The following is a 23,310-nucleotide window of genomic DNA, read 5'->3' as shown; positions in this document are numbered from 1 at the left end:
GGAAACCGTCCGACACAAGCCATTCCCCTCCCGCTTGCGGGAGGGGAGAAACAGTCACTTCGCGGTGTATTTATCCATCCAGCCGAGTACCTCGCCATACCATTGGCGGCTGTTCTTCGGTTTCAGCACCCAGTGATTCTCGTTCGGATTGACCACCAGCCGCGATGGAATCTCACGCCGTTGCAGCGCGGTGAAGGCGGCCAGGCCTTGCGTATAGGGAATGCGGAAATCCTTTTCGCCGGTGATCACCAGCATCGGGGTCTTCCATTTGTCGACGTAATTGACCGGGTTCCACTTTTCGTACGCGGCCGGGTCCTCGAAATAGGCTTTGCCGCCATGTTCCCATTCGTCGAACCACAATTCCTCGGTCTCATAGGCCATGGCGCGGGCGTCGAACACGCCGTCATGCTGGACGATGCACTTGAAGCGATCGGGCCATTGCCCTTCGATCCAGTTCATCATGTAGCCGCCATAAGAGGCGCCGAGCGCGCAGGCATTGTCACCATCCAGCCAGCCGAATTTGGTCGTCGCGGCGGCCAGGCCCTTTTGCAGATCCTCAAGCGGCCAGCCGCCCCAATTGTTGCGGATTGCATCGGTGAAACCCTGACCGTAACCGGTCGAGCCGTGGAAATCGACCGCGACCAAGCCATAGCCAGCGCCAGCAAACACCGCCGGGTTCCAGCGGTACGACCAGCTATTGTTGCTCGACCCCTGCGGTCCGCCATGGACCATGAAGGCGACCGGCACCTTGGCGTCGGCCGCGAGGCCGGCGGGCTTCACCGCATAACCCCATACCGTGTCGTTGTTCGCCCCAGTGAAGCTGAAGCGCGTCACTGCCGGCATGTCGATCCCGGCGAGCTTGCCGGCATTGACCGAGGTCAGGCGCGTGGTCTTCCTGCCCGAGAGCAGCCAGAAATCGTCCGGTGCGGTCAGGCTGTTCAGCGCGAAGACAATACCCTTGGCGGTCGGCACGACACCCGACACATGCCCCAGCTGCGTCAGGCGCGTGACCTTGCCGGTCGCCGCGTCGACTGCAAAGGCCGGCGTTTCCTGCGTATCGTCGGCCGTGACATAGAGGGTTTTGCCGTTCGCCGCCCAGGCGATCGAGCCGACCGAACGGTCCCAGCTTTCGGTCAGCGCGCGCGTCTGCCCGGTGGCGAGATCGCGCAGCATCAGCACTTGCCGGTCGGCTTCGTATTTCGGACGCTTCATCGCGAAATAGGCGAGACTGCGGCCATCGGGCGAGACATTGGGCAGATTGTCCATGCCGTCATTGGCGTCGGTCAGATTGACCGGCGCGGTCGATCCGTCGGCGGGCGCGGCGAAGATATCGAGATTGGTCGAGAGCGGTTCGGTGCGACCGGCCTCGCGCAACGCGAAATAGACGGTCTTGCCGTCGGGGCTCCACGCCACTTCCTCGCCGCCGCCATAGGGTTTGGACGGTGTGTCGCCGACCAGCGTGCCTTCGATCGCAGTGCCGTCGCCGGGCGCGCCATCGGCGGTCAGCGGGAGGACGAACAATTGCGAGCGGGTGCCGTCCGCCCATGTATCCCAATGCCGCACGAACATCTGGTCATAGGTCCGCGCCGCGCCGGCATTGGGGTCCTTCTTGACCATCGCCGGGGCAAGGCTCGGCGCGCCGGGGCGACGATCGGCCCAGACCAGGATCTTGTCCCCGGTCGGTGCGACCTTGAAGCCGCCGAAACCACCCTGAAAACCGGTCAGCTTGCGCGGTTCGCCGCCGCCGACCGCGATCGACCAGATCGCGTCGTCGCCGCCCTTGTCGGACTGGAAATAGATCGTCGTGCCATCGGCGGAGAATTGCGGCGCGGTTTCGTTGACGTCGGCTTCGGCAGCGAGTTTCTCGGGTTTCGCGTTCTTCTTGTTCAGGTCGAGCCGCCACAGGTCGAATCGACCGCGATCGGCCGCCAGATCGGTCTCACGCTGCTGCCAGACCAGCCAGCGGCCGTCGCTTGACACATCGGGCGACGAGACGCGCGACAGCATCGTTACATCGTCGATGGTCAGTTGACGGGCGGCTGCGGGAACAGCGGCGGCGGCGAGCGCGATCACGCTCGCGGACAGGATGATCTTCATGGCGCGACGATAGAGCAGATCGCGCCGCGTGAGCAACGTCCCTACCGCCGAAATGTTCGTATCGATCGCTTAGCGCGATTGTCCCGTAATCCGCGCGATCTCCCGTGCGACCATCGTCTCGACCATCGCCGGCAAATGCGAGTCGAGCCAGTCGCGCAGCATCGGGCGGATCATCTCGCGCACCATGCCTTCGAGCGTGTCGGAACCGGTCACTTCGGGCTTCACCACCATGCGTGACAGCGCCTCGAGCGGACCACGGCTGGCCTGTGTGGCATGGGCCGAGAGAATCGATTCGTTTGCGACCGGTTGCGGTTGCTGCTGAACCTGGGATTCCGCGGCGGGCGCCTCCGTCGCGGCATGTTCCGCCGCACGCACCGGGTCGCTCAATTCGAGAATCTCGTCATAGCCGAAATCGTCGATATCGGCGCGCGGTGCCGGCGCGGCAGGTCGAACCGGCTTGCGCGCGCCACGCGCGGACACGGCCGCATCGCCCTCTTCGGCGATAATGCGTTTGATCGACGAGAGGATGTCCTCCATCGACGGCTCGGCGCTGACATCACCCATCGGCAACCCTTAAAAACCCGAGCGGCCGCGCCCAGAGCGACCCTACTTCGGCTCACCTGCGGGATTTTCGACGCCCCTGTCAACCGGTGCGTCGAGGATCGGGTCGAGCGGGCGGGTGACTTCCGAGCCTTGCGCCGGGGTCTGACGGGTAGTCGTGGCGATCGGCTGCGGCGCCGGATCGCCGCTCCAGTCGTTCCATTTGCCGCTTACACGGTCGTAATTGGTCACCGGATCGTAAAGCGCACCGCCGTCAAGGCCCAGGTCGCGTGCCTCGGCACGGCCCATCGCCGCCTGCAGCGCGAAGCGCGCGACATAAGCGTCGCGGCGCGCGGTCACCAATGTCACCTGCGAGTTGAGCAATTCCTGTTCGGCATTGAGGATGTCGAGGATCGTGCGGTTGCCGACGCTATTCTCGGCACGAACGCCTTCGAGCGACAATTTGTTGGCGTTGACCGCGACTTCGGACGAGGCGATCACCTCTTCGGATGACTTCCACACCGCATAAGCCGATCGCGTGTTGGCGATCACGCCGCGCTCGGTTTCGGTGACCTGCTCGATCGCCTGGCCGCGCCGCGCCTGCGCCTGACGCACTTGCGCGCCGGGAAGGCCGCCCTGGAACAGCGGCAGAGTCAACGACAAGCCGGCGGTGGCCGATGTACCATTCTGCGACCCGACCCCACCGGGTATGTTCACGCCGGAGCCGAGCGTGCCGAGATAGTTGAAATAATTGCCGTTCGCAACGGCGCCGATACGCGGCAGGCGTCCGGCCCTGGCCGTTTTGATGTCGAACTCGGTCGCATCGCGCGATTTCTGCGCGGCGAGCAGCGTGGGGTTATTGTCGAGCGCAACGCCGACCGCCTGGTCGGCGCTGGTCGGCGACCCGGGAATGGCAGGCGGCGTGTCGAGCGAGCCGGGCACGTCGCCGACCAGCCGGACATAATTCTCACGGCTCGAAATCAGGCGCGCTTCCGCAGTCTGCAACTGGCTCCGTGCCAGCGCGAGACGCGCCTCAGACTGAGCGACGTCGGTGCGCGTTAGGTCACCGACCTGGAAGCGATCACGGCTCGCCTGCAGATTGACGTCGAGGACCTTCACATTCTGCTGGTTGAGCCCGACGATCGCCTCGTCGCGGATGACGTCCATATACGCGCCGACAACGGCGGTGAAGAGTTCGGATTCGGTGCCGCGCAGGCCAAGCCGTGCCGCCTCGACACGCGTTTCCGCCCCGCGCACCGAATTCTTCACCGCACCGCCGGTATACAAGGGCACAGTGAACTGGGTCTGGGCGTTGAGACTGCGCTCAGGAGAATTGAGGCTAGTCGCGCCGGGACCGTTGATGACATTCTGGCTGAACCCGCCAGTCGCGTTCAGCCCGGGCCGCCCGGCGGCTTTCGCGATCGGCACATTCTCGTCGATCGCGCGGACATTGGCGCGCTCGCCCGACAGGTTCGGGTTGGTGTTATATGCCTTGACCATCGCTTCACGCAGCGTTTCCGCCACCGCGGGCGTAGCGATCAGCGCCAGGGCGGTTCCGACAAACAGATAATTCCGGCGCATGGTCAGCGGCATCTTTCAGAAGGTGAAGGTCTTGGCCCGGGCGAAACCGGGCAGCGGCACACAATCGATATCGGCGAAGTCGAGCAGCGCGAAGCCGCCCTCGGTCTTGCGGCCCGCGGCGAGGCGCGTGATGCCCCGGTCAGCGATGCCGGAGACGACTCGTCCGCCATCGCGCAACTGCGCGATCAGCGAATCGGGAACCTGTTCGACCGAACCGTCGATCATCAGCACGTCATAGGGGGCGCCATCGGGATGGCCCGCCTCGAGCGCGCCTTCGATCAGCGTCACCCTGGCATGATCGGCGGCATGATCGGCCAGTGCTTCGCGCGCCAATGCGGCAAGCGCGGCGTCGCTTTCGACCGCGACCACCGACATGGTCAATTCGGCCAGCACCGCAGCGGTGTAGCCGCCGGCCGCGCCAATCAACAACACCTTGTCGGAGGGCAGCAGATACGCCTCGGTCAGCAGGCGGCCAGTGGCGATCGGCACGTTTTGAAAGCGGCCACCACCCAGCGGCAACGCGGTGTCGCGATAGGCGATCGCCTGAGCTTCGACAGGCAGGAAGGTTTCGCGCGGAACACGCGCCATCGCCGCAACCACGCGCGGGTCGCTGACCGCGTTGGTACGCAGCTGGCTCGCCACCATCGCATGGCGCATGACTTCGTAGCGGTCTGGATTAATTGCCGTCAGTTTCATTGTGCCACCTTGTCGCACAACTGTTTTAGTCGCGCAATACACTTGTTTCCCAGGCCGGCTTGTATCGTGCGACTGCGCTCACGCCAAGCGAGCGTTGCAGCCGAATGAGGTGAATTTCGTGCACCTTATGCACAGGGGCGGTTGACAGGCGCCCCACCCCCTGTGCATTTCGCGCCCCTCGCATCGGGGCCCGATGGCGGAGTGGTGACGTAGAGGACTGCAAATCCTCGCACCCGGGTTCGATTCCCGGTCGGGCCTCCAGCGACGATCTTCACGACCGGTCCTTAGAACAGGTGAAGGGTCCGCGCTTTGCCGATCAGCGCTTTGCAGACTCCAGCAGAAATGCGCTGACCGTATCGAACAGCGATTGCCGGTTTTCTTCCAGATGCATGCGATGCCCGCCGCGCGGCAGCGTTACATCGCGCGCACCGCCGGGCACGCCAATCAGCGCCTCGCCAAGCCACGCCGCATCCGCCGGGCGGGTGATCGCGTCCCATTCGCCATGCACCAACAATGTCGGCGCGCGGACGCCCGCCGGATCATAAGGGAAATGACCAGACCAGGCGGCGGCGATATCGCGTTGCGGTCCGGCCGGAACGATCACTACTGGCGGCGTCCGCGCGCCGCTTTCCGGATCGGAGGCAAGATAGGCTCGCGCCCATATCTCGAACAATGGACGCGCGATCAGCGATGCCTGGCCGGCCGGCAGGCCCGACTGGAAGCTGTTCCACTGGTCTTCGATGCTGACCGGGACGAGATTTGCGGCCGACTCTTGCTGTGCCGGCCCGTTGCGGCGCCCCACCGGGCCGAACAAGACCAGACGCTCGACCAGATCGGGCCGCCGGGAGGCAAAAACACCGGCCGGTATCGTCCCCCAGGAGTGCGCGAGGATCGAGAGTCGCTGGCGTCCCGATACCTTCAACACATGCTTGGCCACGCGCTCGATCTGCCTCGCCGCATCCTGCTGTTTCACGCCCGATCGTCTGTCCGATCCGCCGAAACCGGCAAAGTCGAACGCCCAGACATCGAAACCGCGCGCACGCAGATCGTCCATCCAGGAGCGGCCATCGATGCGATAAGCGACCGAGAGCCCGGACGGAAAGGTCGCACCGTGCACGTAAAGCACGCTTGGTCCCGGCCCCGGCTCGTGCCTGACCAGGAGCGTCGGTTCGCCGGTGCGACCTTCGAGCGATGCCACATTTTCGGCACCGGCCGGATTGGCGCTCGCGAGCAGGGTTACGGCCAAGACGCCGCCAATGAGTGATCTCGACACGCTGTTTCTCTCCGTTGTTGGTGGCAACGGGTGCGGTCTAGCGACCGCCGCGACGGCTTGTTTCGGTACGGGCCGAAGCATCGGATAAACCACTACCGGCAGGGCGAGATTCGTCGATTCCTCATGTCGCTCAAGGCAACAGCTAGGATTTCCGGCTGAACAGGTTGCGGAACGGGTAAGCGAACTGCGCGCGATAACCGCGCGGCACGTCCTCCACCACGCCATAGCCGCTCGGCCATTCCCCTTTCGGAAAATGATGCGTGCCGAACAGGCGGTCGAGCCAGGGGAAGTGGATCGCGAAATTCTTGTCGATCGCGACGTCCTCGATCCCATGATGCCAATGGTGGAAGCGTGGCGTGACGAGAAACCGCCCCAGCCGGTCGAAATCGCCGCGCAGATTGGCGTGGACCAGCGATGCATAGATATAGACCATCGCGATATAGGCCTGCATCACCGACGGCGCGAAACCGAAGGTCAGCAAAGGCAGCGACGTCACCCCGCGCAACAGGATGATCTCGACGAAATGCATGCGCGATCCGGCGAGCCAGTCCATCGATTTGGCCGAATGATGAACTGCATGAAAACCCCAGAGAAAGGGCCAGCGGTGAAAGGCGCGATGGAACCAATATTGCACCAGATCGGTCAACAGCATCGCCGCGGCGAACTGGACCAGCCAAGGCAGCGCCCCGACCCAGGCGCGAAACTGACCGAAGTTGCTGGTCGACGCCATGATGAAGGTCGATGGCGCCAGCGCGAGGAAAGTGATCAGCTGCACCATCATCGAGCTGACCAGATAATAGAACAGATCCTCGCGCCATTCGGTACGGAACAATCGTTGGTCACGCCGATGCGGCAGGATGCGCTCGATCGGCGCGAACATCAGGCCCGTCGCGATCATGTTCAGCGCGAAGAAATCGATTCCGAAAAAGATGCCCCAGTCATGCGTCTCCGATGGCTGCACCGCCGCGCCGCCCAGCAGCGTCGCAAGCAGCGCGACGATCAGCGCGGTCGCCCCGAGCGCCTTGCGCGGCCGCAACAACAGGCTGAGCAATGCCAGACCATAAGCCGCAAGCAGGGTGATGTGGACGAAGGCGCGAAAGCCGGCCTGGCCGCGAACCAGTTCGAGTTGCGGCATCGCGAACCATTCCGGCCAGCGCAGCGCCGCGACGAAACAAAGCCCGGCGACCGCGAAAACCAGCGAGAAGAAACCCGCAAACCAGCCGGTCCCGAACCCCCTCGCCTCGATCGGCGCCTCGAGATCGCGCAGCAAATTGCCGACCAGTCCCCGTTTCATCCGCGCTCTTCCCTGCAATGCCCCCGGATCATATCCCATCGGACGGTGCAAAAAGCCACCATGTCAGAGGAGCGCCTCGAGCAGATCGATCAGCGGCCGATCGGCGGGCGGCATCGCCAGGGCGCGCAAGCCGGCAATATCGACCCAGTCGAGCGCCACGGCATCGAGCGCCTGCGCCTCTCCTGCCCAGTCGCGACAAATATAGAGCAACAACAGCAAGTGCCGGCCGCCGAGCGGTTCGCTCGCGAACGCCGCCGGGGAGAGCGCAGCGGCGCTGACCGTGATGCCAAGCTCCTCATCAAGCTCACGAATCAACGCCGCCTCTGGCGTTTCACCACGCTCGAGCTTGCCGCCGGGGAACTCCCACAGACCTGCCATCATCTTGCCCGGCGGGCGCTGCTGAACCAGCACCCGCCCTCTGCGGTCGATCAGGGCGGCAGCCACCACGGGAAATAGGACCATTTCCGCCTGGTCACTCCGAACGTTCGCCATTGATTAACTCTCCTGGGTTAGATCGAACGTCCAATTGGGACCCGGGCGAACCCACATGATCACCGTGATTAAAAGACTGGCGCGTGATCGTAAGGGTGGCACCGCCATCGAATACGGCCTGATCGCGGCGCTTGTCGTCATCACCATGATCGCCGCTTTTGTCGAGGTCGCGAACACGACGACCTCCATGTGGGGCAATGTGAACACCAAAATGGAACGCGCTCGCTCCGGCCAATAGCCGCTCGCCAAATGGTTCCATCACTTTTTTCGTCCCGGCTTAAACTTTCATCAACCTAGCGCACCTACACAGGTGTTGCTGGTCCGGTTCTCCGGTTCAGCCGGGTACTGAAGTCTGACAATTGGAGACCGGAAATGCAGAAGATTCGCAAATTCTTCAAGAATACCAAGGGTGCAACCGCCATCGAGTACGGCCTGATTGCTGCACTGATCGCCGTCGCCGCCATTGCAGCAATGCAGGGCCTGGGCAACCAGCTGAAGACCACGTTCACCAACGTGTCGTCGAACATGAAGGCTACGTAAGCTTTAAAGGCTTACACAAACAGGGGCGGCGAGACTTCGGTTTCGCCGCCTTTTTTGATACGGGGACCTTTGTATGCTTAAATCTCTGTTAACTGCGTTGCGCGATACGCGTGGCGCGACTGCGATCGAATATGGATTGATTGCGGCTTTAATTGCCGTAGCCGCGATCGCCGCGATGCAAGGTCTTGGCAACAAGCTGAAGACGACCTTCACCAACGTCTCGTCGAACATGAAAGCGACCTGACAATTCCGGCCAAGGGCCGATTCAAGTCAGAGTCGACCCATTGCCAGGAACTTCTCGCGCCTCGCCTGACGAAGCTGCTTGGCATCCTGCCCGGTCAACTCGCCCAGCGCTATACCAATCGCCTCACCTAGCGATGCGATCGCCTGAGCCGGATCGCGATGCGCGCCACCCAGCGGCTCGGGAACGATCGTGTCGATTACCCCGAGCCCCTTCAGGTCCTGCGCCGTAACTTTCATCGCCTCGGCCGCGTCGGCCGCCTTGTCCGCGGTGCGCCACAGGATCGATGCGCAACCCTCGGGCGAAATCACCGCATAGACGGCATGTTCGAACATCAGCACGCGATTGCCCGCCGCCAGCGCGATCGCGCCGCCCGAGCCACCTTCACCGACGATCGCCGCGACCATCGGCACACCAAGCGCAAGGCATTGCTCGGTCGATCGAGCGATCGCCTCGGCCTGGCCGCGTTCCTCGGCCTGCACGCCGGGAAAAGCGCCGGACGTATCGACCAACGTCACCACCGGGAGCCCGAAGCGATCGGCGAGCTGCATCAGGCGGATCGCCTTGCGATAGCCCTCCGGCTTGCCCATCCCGAAATTATGGCGAAGGCGACTGGCGGTATCGTCGCCCTTTTCATGGCCAATGACCATCACGCGCTGGCCACGAAAACGTGCAAAACCGCCGAGGATCGCCTGATCGTCGCCAAAGGCGCGATCGCCGGCGAGCGGCATGAAACCATCGAACAGACCCGCCACATAGGTCAGGAAATGCGGGCGTTCACCGTGCCGGGCGACCTGCGTCTTCTGCCAGGGCGTCAATCGCGCATAGGTGTCGCGCAACGCCTTGTCGGATTTCACCTGAAGTCGCGCGACCTCGGCGTCGATATCGACCGTGCCGTCGGCGGCGGTTTCGCGCAATTCGTCGATTCGCCCCTGCAGGTCGGCGATCGGTCGTTCGAAATCGAGGAAGCTTGCCATCAGGCCGCGTCGGTTAAGCCCCCTGCCCCTTCACGTCAACGCGCGGCTTCGCGCCGGCCCGGCGCTGTGCGTCGGCGAGCGGATGGCGCGCGTTGACCAGTTCGACCAGCCGGGCACTGTCGATATGGGTGTAGATCTCGGTCGTCGCGATATCGGCATGACCGAGCATCGACTGTAGCGCGCGCAAATCCGCGCCGCCTTCCAGCAAGTGAGTCGCGAAGGCATGACGCAAAACGTGCGGGCTGACCCGCTCGGGCGGAATGCCCGCGTCCGCCGCCAGCGCCTTCAACAACTGATACAGGCGCACGCGCGACAAATAGGTCTTGCCCGAGGGGAACAGCCAGAGCCGGTCGGCGGCAACATGATCGCGCCAGGCCGCCACCGCCGCGCGCGCGCGATCGGAGATCGGCACGAGCCGTTCGCGCCCGCCCTTGCCGCGCAGGATGAGATAGGGCCGGTCGGGCGCGATCGCGTTGCGCGGCAGCGATACCAATTCGGTCGCGCGCAGGCCCGACCCGTAGAGCAATTCGACCAATGCGAGCAGGCGCAGGTCGTTGGGGTCGGGCGGATCGCGCACGATCCGTGCGGCGATCGCGGCGAACAGCCGGTCGACATCGCCATGATCCAATGTTTTTGGCAAAGCGCGTTGCGCCCCGGGCCGCGGCAGCGCCGCACCGGGATCGTCGCTCCGGTGCCCTTCATCGGCGAGAAAGGCATAAAAACGGCGCAGCGCCGCCGATTTACGCGCCACACTGGAGCGCGACAGAGTCAGCCAATGCTCGCCCAGCCGGGTCAGGTCGGCGGTCGACGCCCCCGCCAGCCGATGGTCGAGATGGTCCGACGCGAGCATCAGGTCGCTGCGATAGGCCGCAATCGTGTTCTTTGCCGCGCCCGCCTCCGCCGCCATCATCTCCAGGAACCGCTCGACCAGATCGCGATCCGGCACAGAGCGATTCGCGAGACCGGTCAAAGTCGCGCGATCGCCTCGGCGGCGATCATCCGCGCTTCACCCGTCAGCCCGACCGCGCGTAGCGACGCCACCGTGCGGTATAGCACCTCCGGTGGAACGCCGTGCCAGTCGCTGGTCTGCATCCCGATCGCGGCGAGCAGCAGCACCAGGCCGGGCTGATTCTGCCGCGCGGCGCGGTCGATCGCCCGGGTCCAGCCATTCTGCACACCGATCGGCACGTCGAGCGAGCTTGCGCCACTTTCGATATCGCCGGCGGGAATCCTGCCCAGTCCGGCCATACCGGCGAAGAACATGCGTTGTTTCAGGTCGCTGCTGTCGCCCTTGCCCGAATAACCCCTGACATCGCCCAAACTATACTGGCCGCGCGAATCGGCGTCCGACAATGCCAGCATCGCCCAGGCATCGCTTCCCTTCGCAGCGCGGCTGCTCCAGCGTTGCGCAAAGCTGTCGAGACCCGCTGTCAGCATCGACGCGACGATCCGGTCGATATCCGCATCGACCGTGTCGATCGGCAAGCGCGCGACCGCTCGGGCGGTCAGGACCAACCGGGCGAAGCGCCCGTCGGCGGTCTTCGGTTCGTCCCACAAGCCGCGCAGCGCGGTCATGCGTTCGGCTCGTGTCGCCCCGGCATAGGCGGTGCGCAGGTCACGAGCGACGCCAACTTCAGCCAACGACTGGTCGTCCTCAGCATCGAGCGCACTGTAAAGATCGACCAGCGCCGCGTTCGACAACACACCGCGCGCAGCGGCATATTCCGCCGGCGCGATCCGGCTGCGCGTATCGAGGAACGGCGACTGCGCTCGCCACGATTGCACGCGCGGCGCGACGGTTTTGAGCAGATTATCGGGAATTTCGGTGCCGGTCGCGGTCGCCATGCCATAGCGGAATGCGGTCAATTGCGTGACGCTATCCCATTCGATCGTGACCGCCTGGCGGCCGCGCGATCCGGTACCGGCCACCTTCTTGGCAAGCAGCATGTCGATGCCCCGAGCCACACCAGCGCGCTCGGCTGCATTCAGTGCCGGTGTTGCCTTGGCCGGCAAGCCGGCAAGCCCCGCGCAAATCCCGGGCGCCAGCAACCAGGCGCGTTCGCCGGCAACCTTCGCGCCCTGATCGGCGAGCGAGCACAATGCGCCGGGATCACCAGTCGCAAGCGCGGCCTGCATCGCCGCCTGATAGAGTTTGGGCGTGTAATTGTCCGAATCGACGCCCTGTACGACAGCGCGCGCGGCAACCGATTCGCCCATGCGAACCAGCAGCCAAGCGCGCTCGGCGGCGAAATCGGCGCCGTTGACCCGTGCCGGCGTGTCGATTCGCGCCATGATCGCCCGGCGCAGGCCGATCGACAGCCAGCGCGACGCGATCGGCGCGTTGAGCCGGTGCATCAATGTTTCGAGATAGATGCCGTCCGCGCCATGGAACGCGGTCGGCGCCAGCGCGCCCTCCGCCGGACCCGCCGCGCCGACACGCGCGAGCGAGCGCCGCGCATAGTCCGGCATCTCGTAACGCACCGATGTCGTCACCTGCGGCAGGGTCGGATCGACTGGCGTCGGGGTCGATGTGGGTATGGGCAACGGAACGGGCACGGCGCCAGCCGGCAGAGCCGGTGTCGCCGTGGCGCCGGGACGCGGCAGCGCGGTCGCCGCGGGGCGCGGGCGAACGGGTGGTGTCGGCGCGGGCGCGACGACCGGCTCGTCGAAGCCGGGCGGCAACAGCGATTCGGGCTTGTCCTGACCCAGCGCGGGAATCCCCGCGCCGAGCAACGCTATCGCAAGCGCGCCGAGCGACGCGTTAGTTCGAGAGATTCGCAAGCGGAACCACCTTCTCGACGCGGACTGGCGCCTTTTCACGGGCGCTACCGGCGAGCAGGAATAGTCCGCCGACCAGCACGACCAGGACGACCAGGACGACGATAAGCGCAACCATCATGCGGGACATGAAAAAAACCCTGTGAAAACGAAAAACGATACAGCGCGAGCGACCTTTTGCCGCAGACGCGGGGCCGCTGTATAGCCCCGGCGCAATGTTGCAAAGCCAGACGCCCCATACTCGCTGGACCGGCCAGCCTATCGTTCTCGTCGGCCTGATGGGCGCCGGCAAATCGACCGTGGGCCGGCGGCTCGCCGCGCGCATGCACCTGCCCTTCGTCGATGCCGATACCGAGATCGAAACCGCGGCGGGCATGTCGGTCGCCGATATCTTTGAAAAATTCGGTGAAGCGCATTTCCGCGACGGTGAACGGCGCGTGATCGCGCGGCTGATCGACGGCATGCCAAAGGTCATCGCGACCGGCGGCGGTGCCTTCATCAACGAGGATACGCGCGCGCTGATCCTCGACCAGGCGATCGCGATCTGGCTCGATGCCAATGCCGATGTGCTGGCCGATCGGGTGGGGCGCCGCGACACCCGGCCGCTGCTTCGCGGACGCGATCCGCATCAGGTGCTGACCGACCTCGCCAAGGTGCGCAACCCGTTCTACGCGATGGCGCAAATCCGCGTGCAGAGCCATCACGCACCCCATGAAGTCACCGTCAATGCGATCCTGAAAGCGCTCCGTCCATGACCATCATCACTGTCGAACTCGGCGCGCGCAGCTATCCCGTGATCGTCGAGAACGGCTTGCTGGCGAAGGCCGGCGAGCATCTTGCGCCGCTCGCGCGCGGACGAACCATGGCGATCGTCACCGACGAGAATGTTCGGCCGCATCTCACCACGCTACAGGCGTCGTTGAGCGCGGCGGGCGTTGCGAGCGAGGCGATCATCCTGCCCCCCGGCGAAGGCAGCAAGAGCTGGGCGATGCTGGAAATGCTGACCGACCGCCTGCTCGATCTCGGTGTGGAGCGCGGCGATCACGTCGTTGCGCTGGGTGGCGGAGTGATCGGCGATCTGGTCGGCTTCGCGTGCAGCATCCTGAAACGCGGCTGCGGTTTCGTGCAGATCCCCACGACCCTGCTCGCACAGGTCGATTCGTCGGTCGGCGGCAAGACCGCCATCAATTCGCGCGTCGGCAAGAATCTGATCGGCGCCTTTCATCAGCCGGCGCTGGTGCTGGTCGACCCGACCACGCTCGACACGCTGCCGCTGCGCCAGGTGCGCGCAGGTTATGCCGAAGTGGTCAAATATGGGCTGATCGACGATTTCGACTTCTTCGAATGGTGCGAGATCAATGCTGCGGCCTTGCTCGCCGGCGATTCCGACGCGCGCGCTTATGCGATCGCCCATAGCATCGCCGCCAAGGCGCGAATCGTCGCCGAGGACGAATATGAGACGACCGGCAAACGGGCGCTGCTCAATCTCGGCCATACGTTCGGCCATGCGCTTGAGGCCGAGGCGGGATTTTCCGACCGGCTGCTCCATGGCGAAGGCGTGGCGGCGGGCATGGCGCTCGCGTTCGGTTATTCCGCCGATCGCGGGATTTGCCCCGGTCAGGATGCGAATCGTGTCACGGCGCACCTCGGCGCGATCGGATTGCCCGATGGGATCGCCGCCACGGGGCTGAAGGCCGATGGCGCGACATTGGTCGGGCATATGATGCACGACAAGAAGATGGCGGCAGGCACGCTGCCCTTCCTGCTCGCGCGCGGAATCGGGCAGACTTATCTGGATAAGTCCGTGGATCTGGCCGCGGTCAGCGTGTTTCTCGATGCTCAGCCGCGCTGATCGCGCGCGCGTTCAGAACCACCTTTCCGGTTGGGCGGTACGAGCTAAGCCCGACCGCTCCAGGCCAGCCATAACCAGCCGACAATCAGCATCGTCCCGCCGACCGGCGTGACCGCGCCGAGCCATCTAGGCAAACCCAGCGCCATCAAATACAGCGATCCGGCAAAGATCGCTCCACCCGCCAGGAACATCACCGCCGGTCCCTTTGCCTCGAACCGTAGCGCAACCAGCGCGGCGACGGCATGGATCAGCTGATATTGCCCCCCGGTCTTGAGCCACTCGACTGCAGGCCCGGTCGCGCCATGCGCCCCGAAAGCGCCGGCCGCGACCGCCAGCGCGCCCGACAGCGCGGCGAAGATCATGATCCAGTTCATATCAGTCCTTCCAACAACTCCGGTGCTCGCTGAATGATCATCGCCGCAGCAACGACCAAGGCCGCGACGCTGATCGCCAGCACGGCGCCAGCCAGCATATCCTTGGCCGCCTTGATCTCGGGATGAAGGCCCGGGTGAATCATGTCGATCACCGCCTCGAGCGCCGAGTTGATCAATTCGAGCGCCAAGACCAGCGCACAAGTCAGCGCGACGATCGCCCACCAGATCGGCGCGGGCCACAGTATGAGAAGCGCGACCAGCGCCAGAAGCGCCGCAATCGCCTGAGTCCGGAAACTTCGCTCGCGTCGCCATGCCGCGCGCCACCCGGCGAGCGCAAAGCCGATCCGCTCGCCGAGCGACCGGTTTTTCACGTCGCGCCGGTCTCGGTCACCCCCGGCCGGGCATCCTGAGTGATGATGCGGTCGCGCGCGGCGCGAAGATCGCCGCTTTCATATTGCGCCTTGAGCCGTTCCTTGTCGCGTGCACGATAATGCTCCTCGGTGCGCATGATCTCCTCCTCGCCAATGTCGAGGCTGCGCAACGCCAACCGAGCCATCTTGACCGCCGATTCCATCACTTCGCGCACCACGCCGGAGGTCGGCGCGTCCTTGAGCTTGAGCAGCGCGCGGCGATCATAGGCACGCACGAAAATCTCTGCCTTGGGGAACGCTTCGTGCACCGCCTCGACCAGTTCGGGGCTGATCTGGTCATCGTCGATGCAGAACATGATCAGCTCCGCTTCGGCCGCGCCGGCCTGACGCAACAAGTCCATCCGCGTGCCGTCGCCATAATAGACCTTGGCGCCGAAGTTCGCCGCAACGTCGATCATTTCGATATCGCTGTCGATCAGCGTGACGGGAATGCCCTGCGCGACGAGCATCTGGCCGACGGTCTGGCCGAACCGCCCATAACCGACGATCAGCGCATTGGCCCCGTCCGAGGTCGGCCCCTCACGCTTTTCCGTGCTGGTCGGCTCCGTGCGAATGCGCTGCGTGATGGTCATCAGGAACGGCGTACTCGCCATCGACAGGGTGATGATCGCGCCGAACAGGCTCGCCGCTTCGGGGGCGATCAGCATGGCGTTCTGCGCCTGCGCGAACAGCACGAATCCGAATTCGCCGCCCTGGCTGAGCAACAGGCCGAGCGCGAGCGCCTCGCGCCAGCGCATCTTGAACGCAAGCCCGATGCCCATGATGATCGTCGCCTTGGTCGCGATCAGCGCGAGCGCCATGGCAGCGACGAACAAGGGCCGTTCGGCGATCGCGTGCAGATCGAGCAACATGCCGATGGTGAGGAAGAACAGGCCGAGCAGGATCGAGCGGAACGGTTCGACATCGGCCTCAAGTTCATGGCGATAAGGCGAATCCGCGAGCATCACGCCGGCAACGAACGCGCCAAGTGCGGTCGACAGGCCAAGCGATTCCATCACCGCCGCACTGGCGATCACCGTGAACAGGCCGGCAAAGACGAACATCTCGCGCTCGCCCATATTGCCGATGATGCGGAATAACGGCCGCAGCAGGAAACGACCGGCGAGGATCAGCCCGACGATCGCAATCAGCGTGTAGATGAACATCAACCAGCCCGGCGGGCCATTGGCATCGGCCGGGTTGCGCGACATGACCGCGACGATCGTGATCAGCGGGACGATCGACAGATCCTGGAACAGCAGAATGGAAAAGGCCCGCTCGCCGAACGGCTCGCGCATGCGCCCGGCCGATTGCAGCATCGGCAGCACCTGCGCCGTCGACGACAGGGCCAGCGGAAGTCCGAGCGCCAGCACCGCGGCGAGCGAGGATCGCGTTGCGATCCACACCACCGCCGAAATGGCGATCCCGCACAGCACGACCTGCAATGCGCCGAGGCCGAATATCTCCTGTTTCATCTTCCACAGGCGGGTCGGATTGAGTTCGAGCCCGACGATGAACAGCAGGAGGGTGATGCCAAGCTCAGCGATGCCGAGCTTCGTTTCGGCACCGCCGACCAGCCCGAGCAGTTGCGGGCCGACTACTGCGCCGGCGACGAGATACCCCAGCGTCGCCCCCAGGCCGAGCCGGCGGAAGATCAGCACGAAGACCAGGCCGAAGCCGAGCATGACCACGCCATCGCGCAGCAGTGAAGTGGTTGCGTGCGCCATCAGTGTGCCGGATTTGCTGTTGCGGCCTGCGCCGCGGCGTCGGCGGCGGCCTCGAACGCAAGGCGAATCGACGCGTGACGCGCGCTGTGCGGCAAGGCGGGCACGAACAGGTCGAAGCCGGTCCAGCCCGGTAACGGCCCCTCGCCCGCCAGCCATGCGGTCAACGCGTCGCGCGCCTCGGCCAGTTGCTGCGGCGTCTTGCCGATCACATCCGCGGCCAAAAGCGACGAAGATGCCTGCCCCAGCGCACAGGCGCGGACCAGCATGCCGACTTCCCCGACGCGTCCATCAGCATCGAGATTGATATCGACCGTCACCCGGCTGCCGCACACCGGCGAACGCTTTTCCGACGACCCCATCGGATCGGTGAGCCGGTCCTGGTAAGGGATCGTCGCGGCAAGGCGGAGGATATCTGTATTGTAGAGCGGCGCGTTCATGGCCGTGTATCTCCGGTCACATTATTCGCGGCGGTCCCGTTATCGCCCACGCCGAACACCGGCTGCCCCTTGCGCCGCCGGTCGACGAAATCGGCGATGCTCGAGCTGGTCGTATTGAGCAACGGGTAGGTGCGCGAATCGGTCAGCCATGATGGCCGGCTGGACGGGCCGCCGCTCATCGTATCGGTGACCAGAACGACGAGCAGAAAGACGAGGCTCGCCAGGATCAGGCCCTTGATCGCCCCGAAACCGAAGCCGAGCGCACGATCGACCGGTCCGAGCACCGATGTCCGCGTGCGGTTGCCGAGCGAACTGGCCACCATCCGTCCGGCGAAATAGGTCACCCCGGTGATGACCGCGAAGGCGAGCACCGCGGCGCCCGACACGGTGCCGACGATCCCGGTCAGCATCGACGCGACCGGCGAATGCAGCATCTTCAGCGCGAAGATGATCGCGACCCAGGCGAACAGCGATAATATCTCGGTCACGAAACCACGCATCAGCCCGAGCCCGGCCGAACCGAGCACGGCGATCAGGACGAGGATGTCGAGTGCAGTCAGTCCCATCGCGTATCTTATGCCCCTTGGTGCCGGACCCAACCCGCATTGCTCGTTTCAAAGCGAGGTCGAGAAACAGGCCGTTGGCGCTATTCTCGGCTTCGTTCGATACGAACGGCTGGGGGTGGCTCCCTAAGCCATCAAGATAGAGGGCCGGTCAGGGTCGCGCTACCCACGCCCGAGCATATGGTCAACGAAAGCGCCGAGTGTCTTGAAACCGGCAAGCTTCAACCCGCTCTTGTCGTCGGTCACCGCTGCCGGCACCAGCGCGCGTTCGAAGCCCAGCTTGCTCGCTTCCTTCAACCGCAACGCACCGTGCGCGACAGGCCGAATCTCGCCCGACAAGGCGATCTCGCCGAACGCCACCGCATCGACCGGCACCGGCCGCTCGCTCAACGCGGAGATCAGGGCAGCCGCCACCGCCATATCCGCCGCCGGATCGGTCACGCGGTAACCGCCCGCGATGTTGAGATAGACTTCCGAGGTCGAAAAGCTCAGCCCGCACCGCGCCTCCAGCACCGCGAGGATCATCGCCAGCCGCCCCGAATCCCAGCCGACCACCGCCCGCCGCGGCGTCGCGCCCGAGGCGAGCCGCACGACCAGCGCCTGGATTTCGACCAGCACTGGGCGCGTGCCCTCCAGCGCGGGAAATACCGTCGTCCCCGTCACACCCTCGTCGCGCTGCGTCAGGAACAGCGCCGACGGGTTGGCGATTTCGGCCAGTCCTTCCGCGACCATTGCGAACACGCCGATCTCATCGGTGCCGCCGAAGCGGTTCTTGATCGCGCGCAGGATGCGATATTGGTGACTGCGCTCGCCTTCGAAGCTGAGTACCGTGTCGACCATATGTTCGAGCACGCGCGGTCCGGCGATACTGCCGTCCTTGGTGACGTGCCCGACCAGCACCACCGCCGTGCCGCGTTCCTTGGCGAAGCGAATCAGTTCCTGCGCCGATGCGCGCACCTGGCTGACCGTGCCCGGCGCGCCTTCGATCAGGTCCGAATGCATCGTCTGGATCGAATCGATCACCAGCAGAGCGGGCGCCTTGCCCTGCCCCAGCGTGGTCAGGATATCGCGCGTCGAAGTCGCCGCCGCGAGTTGCAGCGGCGCATTGCCGAGCCCCAGCCGCCGCGCGCGCAACCGCACCTGATCCGCCGCTTCCTCACCCGAGACATAAACGACCGGCAGCCCGGCCAGCGCCATCTTCGCCGCCGCCTGCAGCAACAGCGTCGATTTGCCGATCCCCGGATCGCCGCCGATCAGCGTCGCGGAGCCTTCGACGAACCCGCCGCCCAATGCGCGATCGAGCTCGGCGATGCCGCTCGGCATGCGTTCGGGCAGCGCGATCTCGGCATCGAGCCCGACGAGCTGAAACGCACGACCACCGGATTGCAGATTATGCTTGGCCTGGAACGGCGTGACAGTGCCACCGGACTCCTCGACCAGTGTGTTCCATTCCGCGCAATCGGCGCACTGGCCCGCCCAGCGGTGGGAGACTGAGCCACAGGCTTGGCAGACATAGCGTTTCTGAGGTTTTGCCATGGGAACACGGTGTAGCGAAAATAGAACGAGAGGGGAACAGATAACTTATTCCCCTCCCTGAAAGGGAGGGGCTAGGGGTGGGTTGGCGAGCGTAGCGAGCCGTTCTAGGCTAGCCGCATGCGCCGCGTGCCGAAGCATATGACCGCCCGTGCCAGAGCGATGCGCCGCGAGCCTAGCGAAGCTGAGCGAGTGTTGTGGAATCTGCTGTCACGCTATCGACCGGCATTCACACGGCAACTGTCGATCGATGATCGGTACATCATCGATTTGGCCAACCGGACGGCTAAGCTGGCGGTCGAACTCGACGGCAGCCAGCATCACGATCAAGCCAACTATGATGCCGAACGAACTGCCTATCTCGAAGCCGAAGGTTGGACGGTCATCAGGCTGTGGAACAGCGATGTCATTTCGAACCCGGAAGGCGCCGCGACGCTGATCCTTGACAAAACCGCCGAGTGCCTCGGCGGCACCCACCCCCAGCCCCTCCCTTCCAGGGAGGGGAGAAAACGAGCGCCGCGCTACAAATAATGCCTTCCGCTTCGATCTGCCCTTCTTACTCCCCTCCCTGCAAGGGAGGGGTTGGGGGTGGGTTGGCGAGCGCAGCGAGCCGTTTTATGCAAGCCGCGCGGACCGTATCGAGCGATCGAACAACTACCCCCGCGCCGGTATCGCCAACCCGCGCTGCACCGCCGGCCGCGCCAGCCCGCGCTCCAGCCAGGCGCCGACATTCTTGAAATCATCGAAACCGACCAATTCCCGCGCCTCGTAAAAAGTGATCAGATTCCGCACCCAGCCGAGCATCGAGATATCGGCGATCGAATATTCGTCGCCAAGGAACCAGTCCTTGCCCGCCAGCGCCGCATCCATCACGCCGAGCAGCCGCTTCGCCTCATCGACATAGCGCCCAAGCGGCCGCTTATCCTCCCACGCCTTGCCGGCGAATTTGTTGAAGAAGCCGAGTTGCCCGAACATTGGCCCGACGCCGCCCATCTGGAACATCACCCATTGGATCGCGTGCCAGCGCCCGGCCGGGTCGGCGGGAATGAACTTGCCCGTCTTGTCAGCGAGATAAAGCAGGATTGCCCCGGATTCGAACAGGCCGAGCGGCTTGCCGCCGGGCCCGTCGGGATCGATCATCGCGGGAATCTTGCCATTCGGGTTGAGCGACACGAATGCCGGCGACTTCTGATCGTCGCTGCCGAAATCGACCAGATGCGGCTCGTAAGCCAGCCCGGTTTCCTCCAGCATGATCGACGCCTTAACGCCGTTCGGCGTCGGCAGCGAATAAAGCTGGATCCGCTCGGGATGCTGCGCGGGCCAGCGCGCGGTGATCGGAAAGCCGGACAGGTCGGTCATGAGCGCATCTCCTTGGTTCGCCCTTATCTAGGCACGGGCCGGGCCTGTTCCACCCCATCCCTTGCGGGGACGAGAGAAAAGTGGTGGATGCGCTCGAATGCACGCCACCGAGCTCCGCGTCGCGCTCTTCAGCGGCAATTACAATTATACAAGGGACGGCGCGAACCAGGCGCTCAATCTGCTTGTCGGGCATTTGCTCGCACAGGGCGTGAAAGTGCGTGTCTATTCGCCGACCAGCCGCCGCCCAGCATTTGCGCCGACCGGTGATCTGGTCAGCGTCCCCTCACTCAAACTGCCGGGGCGCGACGAATACAAGATAGCGCGCGGACTGCCCGCCAGCATCCGCCGCGATATCGCGGCGTTCGCGCCCAACCTGATCCATGTTTCGGCGCCGGAATTTCTTGGCCACCGCGCGGTGACCTATGCGCGCCGCCACGGCATCCCCGCGGTCGCATCGCTGCACACGCGATTCGAGACCTATCCAAGCTATTACGGCCTGAAATTCATCGAACCGGTGCTGATCAGGCTGCTCACGCGGTTCTACAATCGCTTCGACCAGGTGGTGACACCGGGCCAGTCGATGGCCTCGATGATCCAGCAATGGGGCGTGACCACACCGGTGTCGATCTGGTCGCGCGGCGTGGACCATCAGCGCTTCCGGCCGGCTGCGCGCGATCTCGACTGGCGCCGCTCGCTCGGCATTGCCGATGACGAGGTCGCGATCGGTTTTCTCGGCCGGCTGGTGCTCGAAAAGGGGCTGGATATCTTCGCCGATGTCGTTGCAGCGCTACAGGCGCGCGGCGTGAAGCATCGCGTCCTGGTGATCGGCGACGGGCCGGCACGCGGCTGGTTCGCCGAACGCGTGCCCGACGCTGCCTTTGCCGGGTTCCAGCGCGGCGATGATCTCGGTCGCGCGGTCGCGTCGATGGATGTGCTGTTCAACCCCTCAGTCACCGAAACGTTCGGCAATGTCACACTGGAGGCGATGGCGGCTGCGGTACCGGTGGTCGCGGCGCGTGCCACCGGCGCGGTCGACCTGATCGAGGACGGGGTGACGGGTTATCTCGTGCCGCCGCGCGATGTCAGCGCCTATGCCGACGCGATCGCGCGACTGGTCCAGAACGACGAAGCCCGCCGCGCTGCGGGCGCGGCGGGCCATGCCCGGGCGGCCGCCTATCAATGGGATGCGATCAATCAGACGATGATCGACACCTATCTCGAGGTGATGAAGCGCCACGAATAATCCCTCTCCCATCGGGAGAGGGAGGGAGGCGCGCAGCGCCGGAAGGGTGAAGGCGACAATCCATCACCCTCACCCCTCGCCGCTGCGCGGCTCGACCCTCACCCGTCGCCCGGCGGGAGAGGGTTATGAGGCGGGAGTCTGCCAGTCGAACGTCAGCGGCGCTTCGCGAAAAGCAAAGCGATCGAGGTGCCGCGCGACCGCGCCCTTCAGCCCTTCGAGCTGTTCGTCCGAAGTGGCGTCGATCCGCACCTGCAACGCATCCGCGCCGGCATCGAAGGTCACCAGCCCGTCGCCTGGATGGTTGCTCCCCCGCGCATCCCGGGGAAACACGACAGTGCCGTGTTCCGGGGTGAACGCGACCTCCAGATTGTGCTGCCAATGCTTGCACAATTGCTGAAGGTAGCGGCTCCCATTGACGGTCGGCACCGCCGCGACAGAAGCCGTGATATAGCTAGAAGCCACGGGACTCATTTCAGACGCTCGATCTTCTGCGCGACCTCGTCGAGCAACGCGGCAATCTCGTGCTGCGTGTCGCCGACATCTTCACGCATCAACCGATGCTGAAGCACCGAGCGAAGATTGTGCATTGCCCGGCGAACCGGTGCGACATCGGAGCGTTCACGCTGAGCGCCGACTTCGGCAAGCCGCGCGAACAGAGCCTCGACCTGTTCTTTATTCTCCTCGAGATGCGCGGTGCCGGCGGTGGTCACCGCGAACAGCTTCTTCGCACCCTCGGCGACTTGTTCCTCGATCAGGCCCATATCGGCGAGCAAGGTGATGGTCGGATAGACCACGCCCGGGCTCGGCGCATAGGCGCCACCGGTCAGCTCCTCGATTTCGCGGATCAGGTCATAGCCATGGCGCGCCTGGTCGGCGATCAACTTGAGCAGCACGAGCCGCAATTCGCCGCCATCGAACATCCGTCCGCGACCACGACCGCGACCGGATCCACGACCCCCAAAACTATCGGCATCGCTCATTTCCCAACGAACCTCGAACGGACCCCAGCGGCGCGAACCGCCGCGTGGACCGGCGTGGGAACCGTCATGGCAGCCATGACGGCCGCCTCTATGCATGTTGAACATCATATACCTTTCATATGTCATGATGGCGCTAAGATATATCTTAGAATGGTTTTGACAATAGGGCACCGATGAAAAAAATGCCGTCATGCTGAACTTGTTTCAGCATCCAGGCGCGGTCAGGTAATCCAGTGACAGTGTCCGTTTGGCGGGTGTCCGCGCCTTGGACGCTGAAACAAGTTCAGGGTGGCGGTGGTTTGGGGGTGCGCTGGTTCATCAGT

27 protein-coding genes and 1 tRNA gene are annotated in these 23,310 nt (G+C 64.5%); 8 read left to right on the top strand and 20 right to left on the bottom strand.

What is annotated here, in order from left to right; translation table 11 throughout:
- Positions 1-54 precede the first annotated feature (54 nt).
- From G4G27_RS06090 to G4G27_RS06075, 4 genes are all read right to left on the bottom strand, one after another.
- Complete coding sequence (locus G4G27_RS06090; protein ID WP_183113645.1) at positions 55-2,097, bottom strand: S9 family peptidase; 2,043 nt, start codon at positions 2,095-2,097, stop codon at positions 55-57.
- A gap of 69 nt (positions 2,098-2,166) precedes the next feature.
- Entirely contained in the window at positions 2,167-2,661 is a 495-nt protein-coding gene (locus G4G27_RS06085; RefSeq protein WP_183112515.1) for a DUF2497 domain-containing protein, read from the bottom strand.
- Positions 2,662-2,703: 42 nt separating this feature from the next.
- The gene (locus tag G4G27_RS06080; protein WP_183112514.1) at positions 2,704-4,218 is read right to left on the bottom strand and encodes a TolC family outer membrane protein; all 1,515 of its coding nucleotides are present in this window, start codon (positions 4,216-4,218) and stop codon (positions 2,704-2,706) included.
- Between the two features lie 15 nt (positions 4,219-4,233).
- Positions 4,234-4,914, bottom strand: a complete 681-nt coding sequence (locus tag G4G27_RS06075; RefSeq protein ID WP_183112513.1) for an rRNA adenine N-6-methyltransferase family protein — start codon at positions 4,912-4,914, stop codon at positions 4,234-4,236.
- 187 nt (positions 4,915-5,101) lie between these two features.
- Between G4G27_RS06075 and G4G27_RS06070 the strand changes: the two genes are divergently transcribed.
- Positions 5,102-5,175: transfer RNA gene (locus G4G27_RS06070), tRNA-Cys, on the top strand.
- A gap of 55 nt (positions 5,176-5,230) precedes the next feature.
- Here the strand turns inward: G4G27_RS06070 and G4G27_RS06065 are convergent.
- The 3 genes from G4G27_RS06065 to G4G27_RS06055 all read right to left on the bottom strand — a co-directional run bounded on the left by G4G27_RS06065 (position 5,231) and on the right by G4G27_RS06055 (position 7,973).
- Entirely contained in the window at positions 5,231-6,187 is a 957-nt protein-coding gene (locus G4G27_RS06065) for an alpha/beta hydrolase (RefSeq protein ID WP_183112512.1), read from the bottom strand.
- 142 nt (positions 6,188-6,329) lie between these two features.
- Positions 6,330-7,481, bottom strand: a complete 1,152-nt coding sequence (locus G4G27_RS06060) for a sterol desaturase family protein (RefSeq protein WP_183112511.1) — start codon at positions 7,479-7,481, stop codon at positions 6,330-6,332.
- 63 nt (positions 7,482-7,544) lie between these two features.
- On the bottom strand, positions 7,545-7,973 hold the full coding sequence (locus G4G27_RS06055) for a (deoxy)nucleoside triphosphate pyrophosphohydrolase (RefSeq protein ID WP_183112510.1): 429 nt from the start codon (positions 7,971-7,973) through the stop codon (positions 7,545-7,547).
- 55 nt (positions 7,974-8,028) lie between these two features.
- Here G4G27_RS06055 and G4G27_RS06050 point away from each other — a divergent pair, with 55 nt between their 5' ends.
- From G4G27_RS06050 to G4G27_RS06040, 3 genes are all read left to right on the top strand, one after another.
- The gene (locus tag G4G27_RS06050; protein WP_183112509.1) at positions 8,029-8,211 is read left to right on the top strand and encodes a Flp family type IVb pilin; all 183 of its coding nucleotides are present in this window, start codon (positions 8,029-8,031) and stop codon (positions 8,209-8,211) included.
- Between the two features lie 134 nt (positions 8,212-8,345).
- Positions 8,346-8,513, top strand: coding sequence for a Flp family type IVb pilin (locus G4G27_RS06045; RefSeq protein ID WP_183112508.1), 168 nt, complete (start codon positions 8,346-8,348; stop codon positions 8,511-8,513).
- 73 nt (positions 8,514-8,586) lie between these two features.
- A complete protein-coding gene (locus G4G27_RS06040; protein WP_183112507.1) occupies positions 8,587-8,757 on the top strand; it encodes a Flp family type IVb pilin in 171 nt (56 codons plus the stop codon).
- 26 nt (positions 8,758-8,783) lie between these two features.
- Here G4G27_RS06040 and G4G27_RS06035 read toward each other — a convergent pair whose 3' ends face one another.
- From G4G27_RS06035 to G4G27_RS06020, 4 genes are read right to left on the bottom strand one after another with little or no spacing between them, the layout of a single operon-like run.
- On the bottom strand, positions 8,784-9,731 hold the full coding sequence (locus G4G27_RS06035; protein ID WP_183112506.1) for an acetyl-CoA carboxylase carboxyltransferase subunit alpha: 948 nt from the start codon (positions 9,729-9,731) through the stop codon (positions 8,784-8,786).
- A gap of 13 nt (positions 9,732-9,744) precedes the next feature.
- Positions 9,745-10,641 (bottom strand): tyrosine-type recombinase/integrase, encoded by an 897-nt coding sequence (locus G4G27_RS06030; protein WP_244624681.1) that lies wholly within the window; start codon positions 10,639-10,641, stop codon positions 9,745-9,747.
- 56 nt (positions 10,642-10,697) lie between these two features.
- A complete protein-coding gene (locus tag G4G27_RS06025) occupies positions 10,698-12,512 on the bottom strand; it encodes a hypothetical protein (protein ID WP_183112504.1) in 1,815 nt (604 codons plus the stop codon).
- A complete protein-coding gene (locus G4G27_RS06020) occupies positions 12,493-12,639 on the bottom strand; it encodes a hypothetical protein (protein ID WP_183112503.1) in 147 nt (48 codons plus the stop codon). Before G4G27_RS06020 ends, G4G27_RS06025 begins: the two co-directional genes overlap by 20 nt.
- 85 nt (positions 12,640-12,724) lie before the next feature.
- Here G4G27_RS06020 and G4G27_RS06015 point away from each other — a divergent pair, with 85 nt between their 5' ends.
- Together G4G27_RS06015 and aroB are read left to right on the top strand one after the other, a co-directional pair.
- Positions 12,725-13,264, top strand: coding sequence for a shikimate kinase (locus tag G4G27_RS06015; RefSeq protein ID WP_183112502.1), 540 nt, complete (start codon positions 12,725-12,727; stop codon positions 13,262-13,264).
- Positions 13,261-14,361: a 3-dehydroquinate synthase gene (gene aroB, locus G4G27_RS06010; protein ID WP_183112501.1), complete on the top strand. Its 1,101-nt coding sequence runs from the start codon at positions 13,261-13,263 to the stop codon at positions 14,359-14,361. Before G4G27_RS06015 ends, aroB begins: the two co-directional genes overlap by 4 nt.
- Before the next feature lie 44 nt (positions 14,362-14,405).
- Here aroB and G4G27_RS06005 read toward each other — a convergent pair whose 3' ends face one another.
- The 6 genes from G4G27_RS06005 to radA form a co-directional block, all read right to left on the bottom strand.
- Complete coding sequence (locus G4G27_RS06005) at positions 14,406-14,735, bottom strand: DUF423 domain-containing protein (protein ID WP_183112500.1); 330 nt, start codon at positions 14,733-14,735, stop codon at positions 14,406-14,408.
- Entirely contained in the window at positions 14,732-15,106 is a 375-nt protein-coding gene (locus G4G27_RS06000) for a diacylglycerol kinase (protein WP_183112499.1), read from the bottom strand. Before G4G27_RS06000 ends, G4G27_RS06005 begins: the two co-directional genes overlap by 4 nt.
- Positions 15,103-16,872 carry a cation:proton antiporter gene (locus G4G27_RS05995; RefSeq protein WP_183112498.1) on the bottom strand — a complete coding sequence of 590 codons (1,770 nt, stop codon included), beginning with the start codon at positions 16,870-16,872 and terminating at the stop codon, positions 15,103-15,105. Before G4G27_RS05995 ends, G4G27_RS06000 begins: the two co-directional genes overlap by 4 nt.
- Positions 16,872-17,309 carry an iron-sulfur cluster assembly scaffold protein gene (locus tag G4G27_RS05990; protein WP_183112497.1) on the bottom strand — a complete coding sequence of 146 codons (438 nt, stop codon included), beginning with the start codon at positions 17,307-17,309 and terminating at the stop codon, positions 16,872-16,874. Before G4G27_RS05990 ends, G4G27_RS05995 begins: the two co-directional genes overlap by 1 nt.
- On the bottom strand, positions 17,306-17,875 hold the full coding sequence (locus tag G4G27_RS05985) for a CvpA family protein (RefSeq protein ID WP_183112496.1): 570 nt from the start codon (positions 17,873-17,875) through the stop codon (positions 17,306-17,308). Before G4G27_RS05985 ends, G4G27_RS05990 begins: the two co-directional genes overlap by 4 nt.
- Before the next feature lie 159 nt (positions 17,876-18,034).
- The gene (radA, locus tag G4G27_RS05980) at positions 18,035-19,408 is read right to left on the bottom strand and encodes a DNA repair protein RadA (protein WP_183112495.1); all 1,374 of its coding nucleotides are present in this window, start codon (positions 19,406-19,408) and stop codon (positions 18,035-18,037) included.
- Between the two features lie 117 nt (positions 19,409-19,525).
- Here radA and G4G27_RS05975 point away from each other — a divergent pair, with 117 nt between their 5' ends.
- The gene (locus tag G4G27_RS05975) at positions 19,526-19,936 is read left to right on the top strand and encodes a DUF559 domain-containing protein (RefSeq protein ID WP_183112494.1); all 411 of its coding nucleotides are present in this window, start codon (positions 19,526-19,528) and stop codon (positions 19,934-19,936) included.
- 123 nt (positions 19,937-20,059) lie between these two features.
- Here G4G27_RS05975 and G4G27_RS05970 read toward each other — a convergent pair whose 3' ends face one another.
- Positions 20,060-20,764, bottom strand: coding sequence for a glutathione binding-like protein (locus tag G4G27_RS05970; RefSeq protein WP_183112493.1), 705 nt, complete (start codon positions 20,762-20,764; stop codon positions 20,060-20,062).
- Between the two features lie 97 nt (positions 20,765-20,861).
- On the opposite strand from G4G27_RS05970, the gene G4G27_RS05965 reads away from it, so the two are divergent.
- Positions 20,862-22,007 carry a glycosyltransferase family 1 protein gene (locus G4G27_RS05965; protein WP_183112492.1) on the top strand — a complete coding sequence of 382 codons (1,146 nt, stop codon included), beginning with the start codon at positions 20,862-20,864 and terminating at the stop codon, positions 22,005-22,007.
- A 123-nt stretch (positions 22,008-22,130) separates the two neighbouring features.
- Here the strand turns inward: G4G27_RS05965 and G4G27_RS05960 are convergent, their stop codons facing one another.
- Together G4G27_RS05960 and G4G27_RS05955 are read right to left on the bottom strand one after the other, a co-directional pair.
- Positions 22,131-22,469 carry a DUF2218 domain-containing protein gene (locus G4G27_RS05960; RefSeq protein WP_244624573.1) on the bottom strand — a complete coding sequence of 113 codons (339 nt, stop codon included), beginning with the start codon at positions 22,467-22,469 and terminating at the stop codon, positions 22,131-22,133.
- 5 nt (positions 22,470-22,474) lie between these two features.
- Positions 22,475-23,092 (bottom strand): PadR family transcriptional regulator, encoded by a 618-nt coding sequence (locus G4G27_RS05955; protein WP_183113644.1) that lies wholly within the window; start codon positions 23,090-23,092, stop codon positions 22,475-22,477.
- Positions 23,093-23,310 lie beyond the last annotated feature (218 nt).

This window comes from Sphingomonas sp. So64.6b, assembly GCF_014171475.1.
In the GTDB taxonomy this organism is placed as follows: Bacteria; Pseudomonadota; Alphaproteobacteria; order Sphingomonadales; family Sphingomonadaceae; genus Sphingomonas; species Sphingomonas alpina_A.
The sequence above is the reverse complement of the archived record's forward strand: the minus strand, read 5'-3'. Positions and strand labels throughout refer to the sequence as shown.

Coding starts and splice junctions, on each gene's coding strand:
- G4G27_RS06090 (WP_183113645.1), bottom strand. CDS start 2,097: ATGAAGATCATCCTGTCCGCGAGCGTGATCGCGCTCGCCGCCGCCGCT.
- G4G27_RS06085 (WP_183112515.1), bottom strand. CDS start 2,661: ATGGGTGATGTCAGCGCCGAGCCGTCGATGGAGGACATCCTCTCGTCG.
- G4G27_RS06080 (WP_183112514.1), bottom strand. CDS start 4,218: ATGCGCCGGAATTATCTGTTTGTCGGAACCGCCCTGGCGCTGATCGCT.
- G4G27_RS06075 (WP_183112513.1), bottom strand. CDS start 4,914: ATGAAACTGACGGCAATTAATCCAGACCGCTACGAAGTCATGCGCCAT.
- G4G27_RS06060 (WP_183112511.1), bottom strand. CDS start 7,481: ATGAAACGGGGACTGGTCGGCAATTTGCTGCGCGATCTCGAGGCGCCG.
- G4G27_RS06055 (WP_183112510.1), bottom strand. CDS start 7,973: ATGGCGAACGTTCGGAGTGACCAGGCGGAAATGGTCCTATTTCCCGTG.
- G4G27_RS06050 (WP_183112509.1), top strand. CDS start 8,029: ATGATCACCGTGATTAAAAGACTGGCGCGTGATCGTAAGGGTGGCACC.
- G4G27_RS06045 (WP_183112508.1), top strand. CDS start 8,346: ATGCAGAAGATTCGCAAATTCTTCAAGAATACCAAGGGTGCAACCGCC.
- G4G27_RS06040 (WP_183112507.1), top strand. CDS start 8,587: ATGCTTAAATCTCTGTTAACTGCGTTGCGCGATACGCGTGGCGCGACT.
- G4G27_RS06035 (WP_183112506.1), bottom strand. CDS start 9,731: ATGGCAAGCTTCCTCGATTTCGAACGACCGATCGCCGACCTGCAGGGG.
- G4G27_RS06030 (WP_244624681.1), bottom strand. CDS start 10,641: ATGATGGCGGCGGAGGCGGGCGCGGCAAAGAACACGATTGCGGCCTAT.
- G4G27_RS06020 (WP_183112503.1), bottom strand. CDS start 12,639: ATGTCCCGCATGATGGTTGCGCTTATCGTCGTCCTGGTCGTCCTGGTC.
- G4G27_RS06015 (WP_183112502.1), top strand. CDS start 12,725: ATGTTGCAAAGCCAGACGCCCCATACTCGCTGGACCGGCCAGCCTATC.
- aroB (WP_183112501.1), top strand. CDS start 13,261: ATGACCATCATCACTGTCGAACTCGGCGCGCGCAGCTATCCCGTGATC.
- G4G27_RS06005 (WP_183112500.1), bottom strand. CDS start 14,735: ATGAACTGGATCATGATCTTCGCCGCGCTGTCGGGCGCGCTGGCGGTC.
- G4G27_RS05995 (WP_183112498.1), bottom strand. CDS start 16,872: ATGGCGCACGCAACCACTTCACTGCTGCGCGATGGCGTGGTCATGCTC.
- G4G27_RS05990 (WP_183112497.1), bottom strand. CDS start 17,309: ATGAACGCGCCGCTCTACAATACAGATATCCTCCGCCTTGCCGCGACG.
- G4G27_RS05985 (WP_183112496.1), bottom strand. CDS start 17,875: ATGGGACTGACTGCACTCGACATCCTCGTCCTGATCGCCGTGCTCGGT.
- radA (WP_183112495.1), bottom strand. CDS start 19,408: ATGGCAAAACCTCAGAAACGCTATGTCTGCCAAGCCTGTGGCTCAGTC.
- G4G27_RS05975 (WP_183112494.1), top strand. CDS start 19,526: ATGCGCCGCGTGCCGAAGCATATGACCGCCCGTGCCAGAGCGATGCGC.
- G4G27_RS05970 (WP_183112493.1), bottom strand. CDS start 20,764: ATGACCGACCTGTCCGGCTTTCCGATCACCGCGCGCTGGCCCGCGCAG.
- G4G27_RS05965 (WP_183112492.1), top strand. CDS start 20,862: ATGCACGCCACCGAGCTCCGCGTCGCGCTCTTCAGCGGCAATTACAAT.
- G4G27_RS05955 (WP_183113644.1), bottom strand. CDS start 23,092: ATGTTCAACATGCATAGAGGCGGCCGTCATGGCTGCCATGACGGTTCC.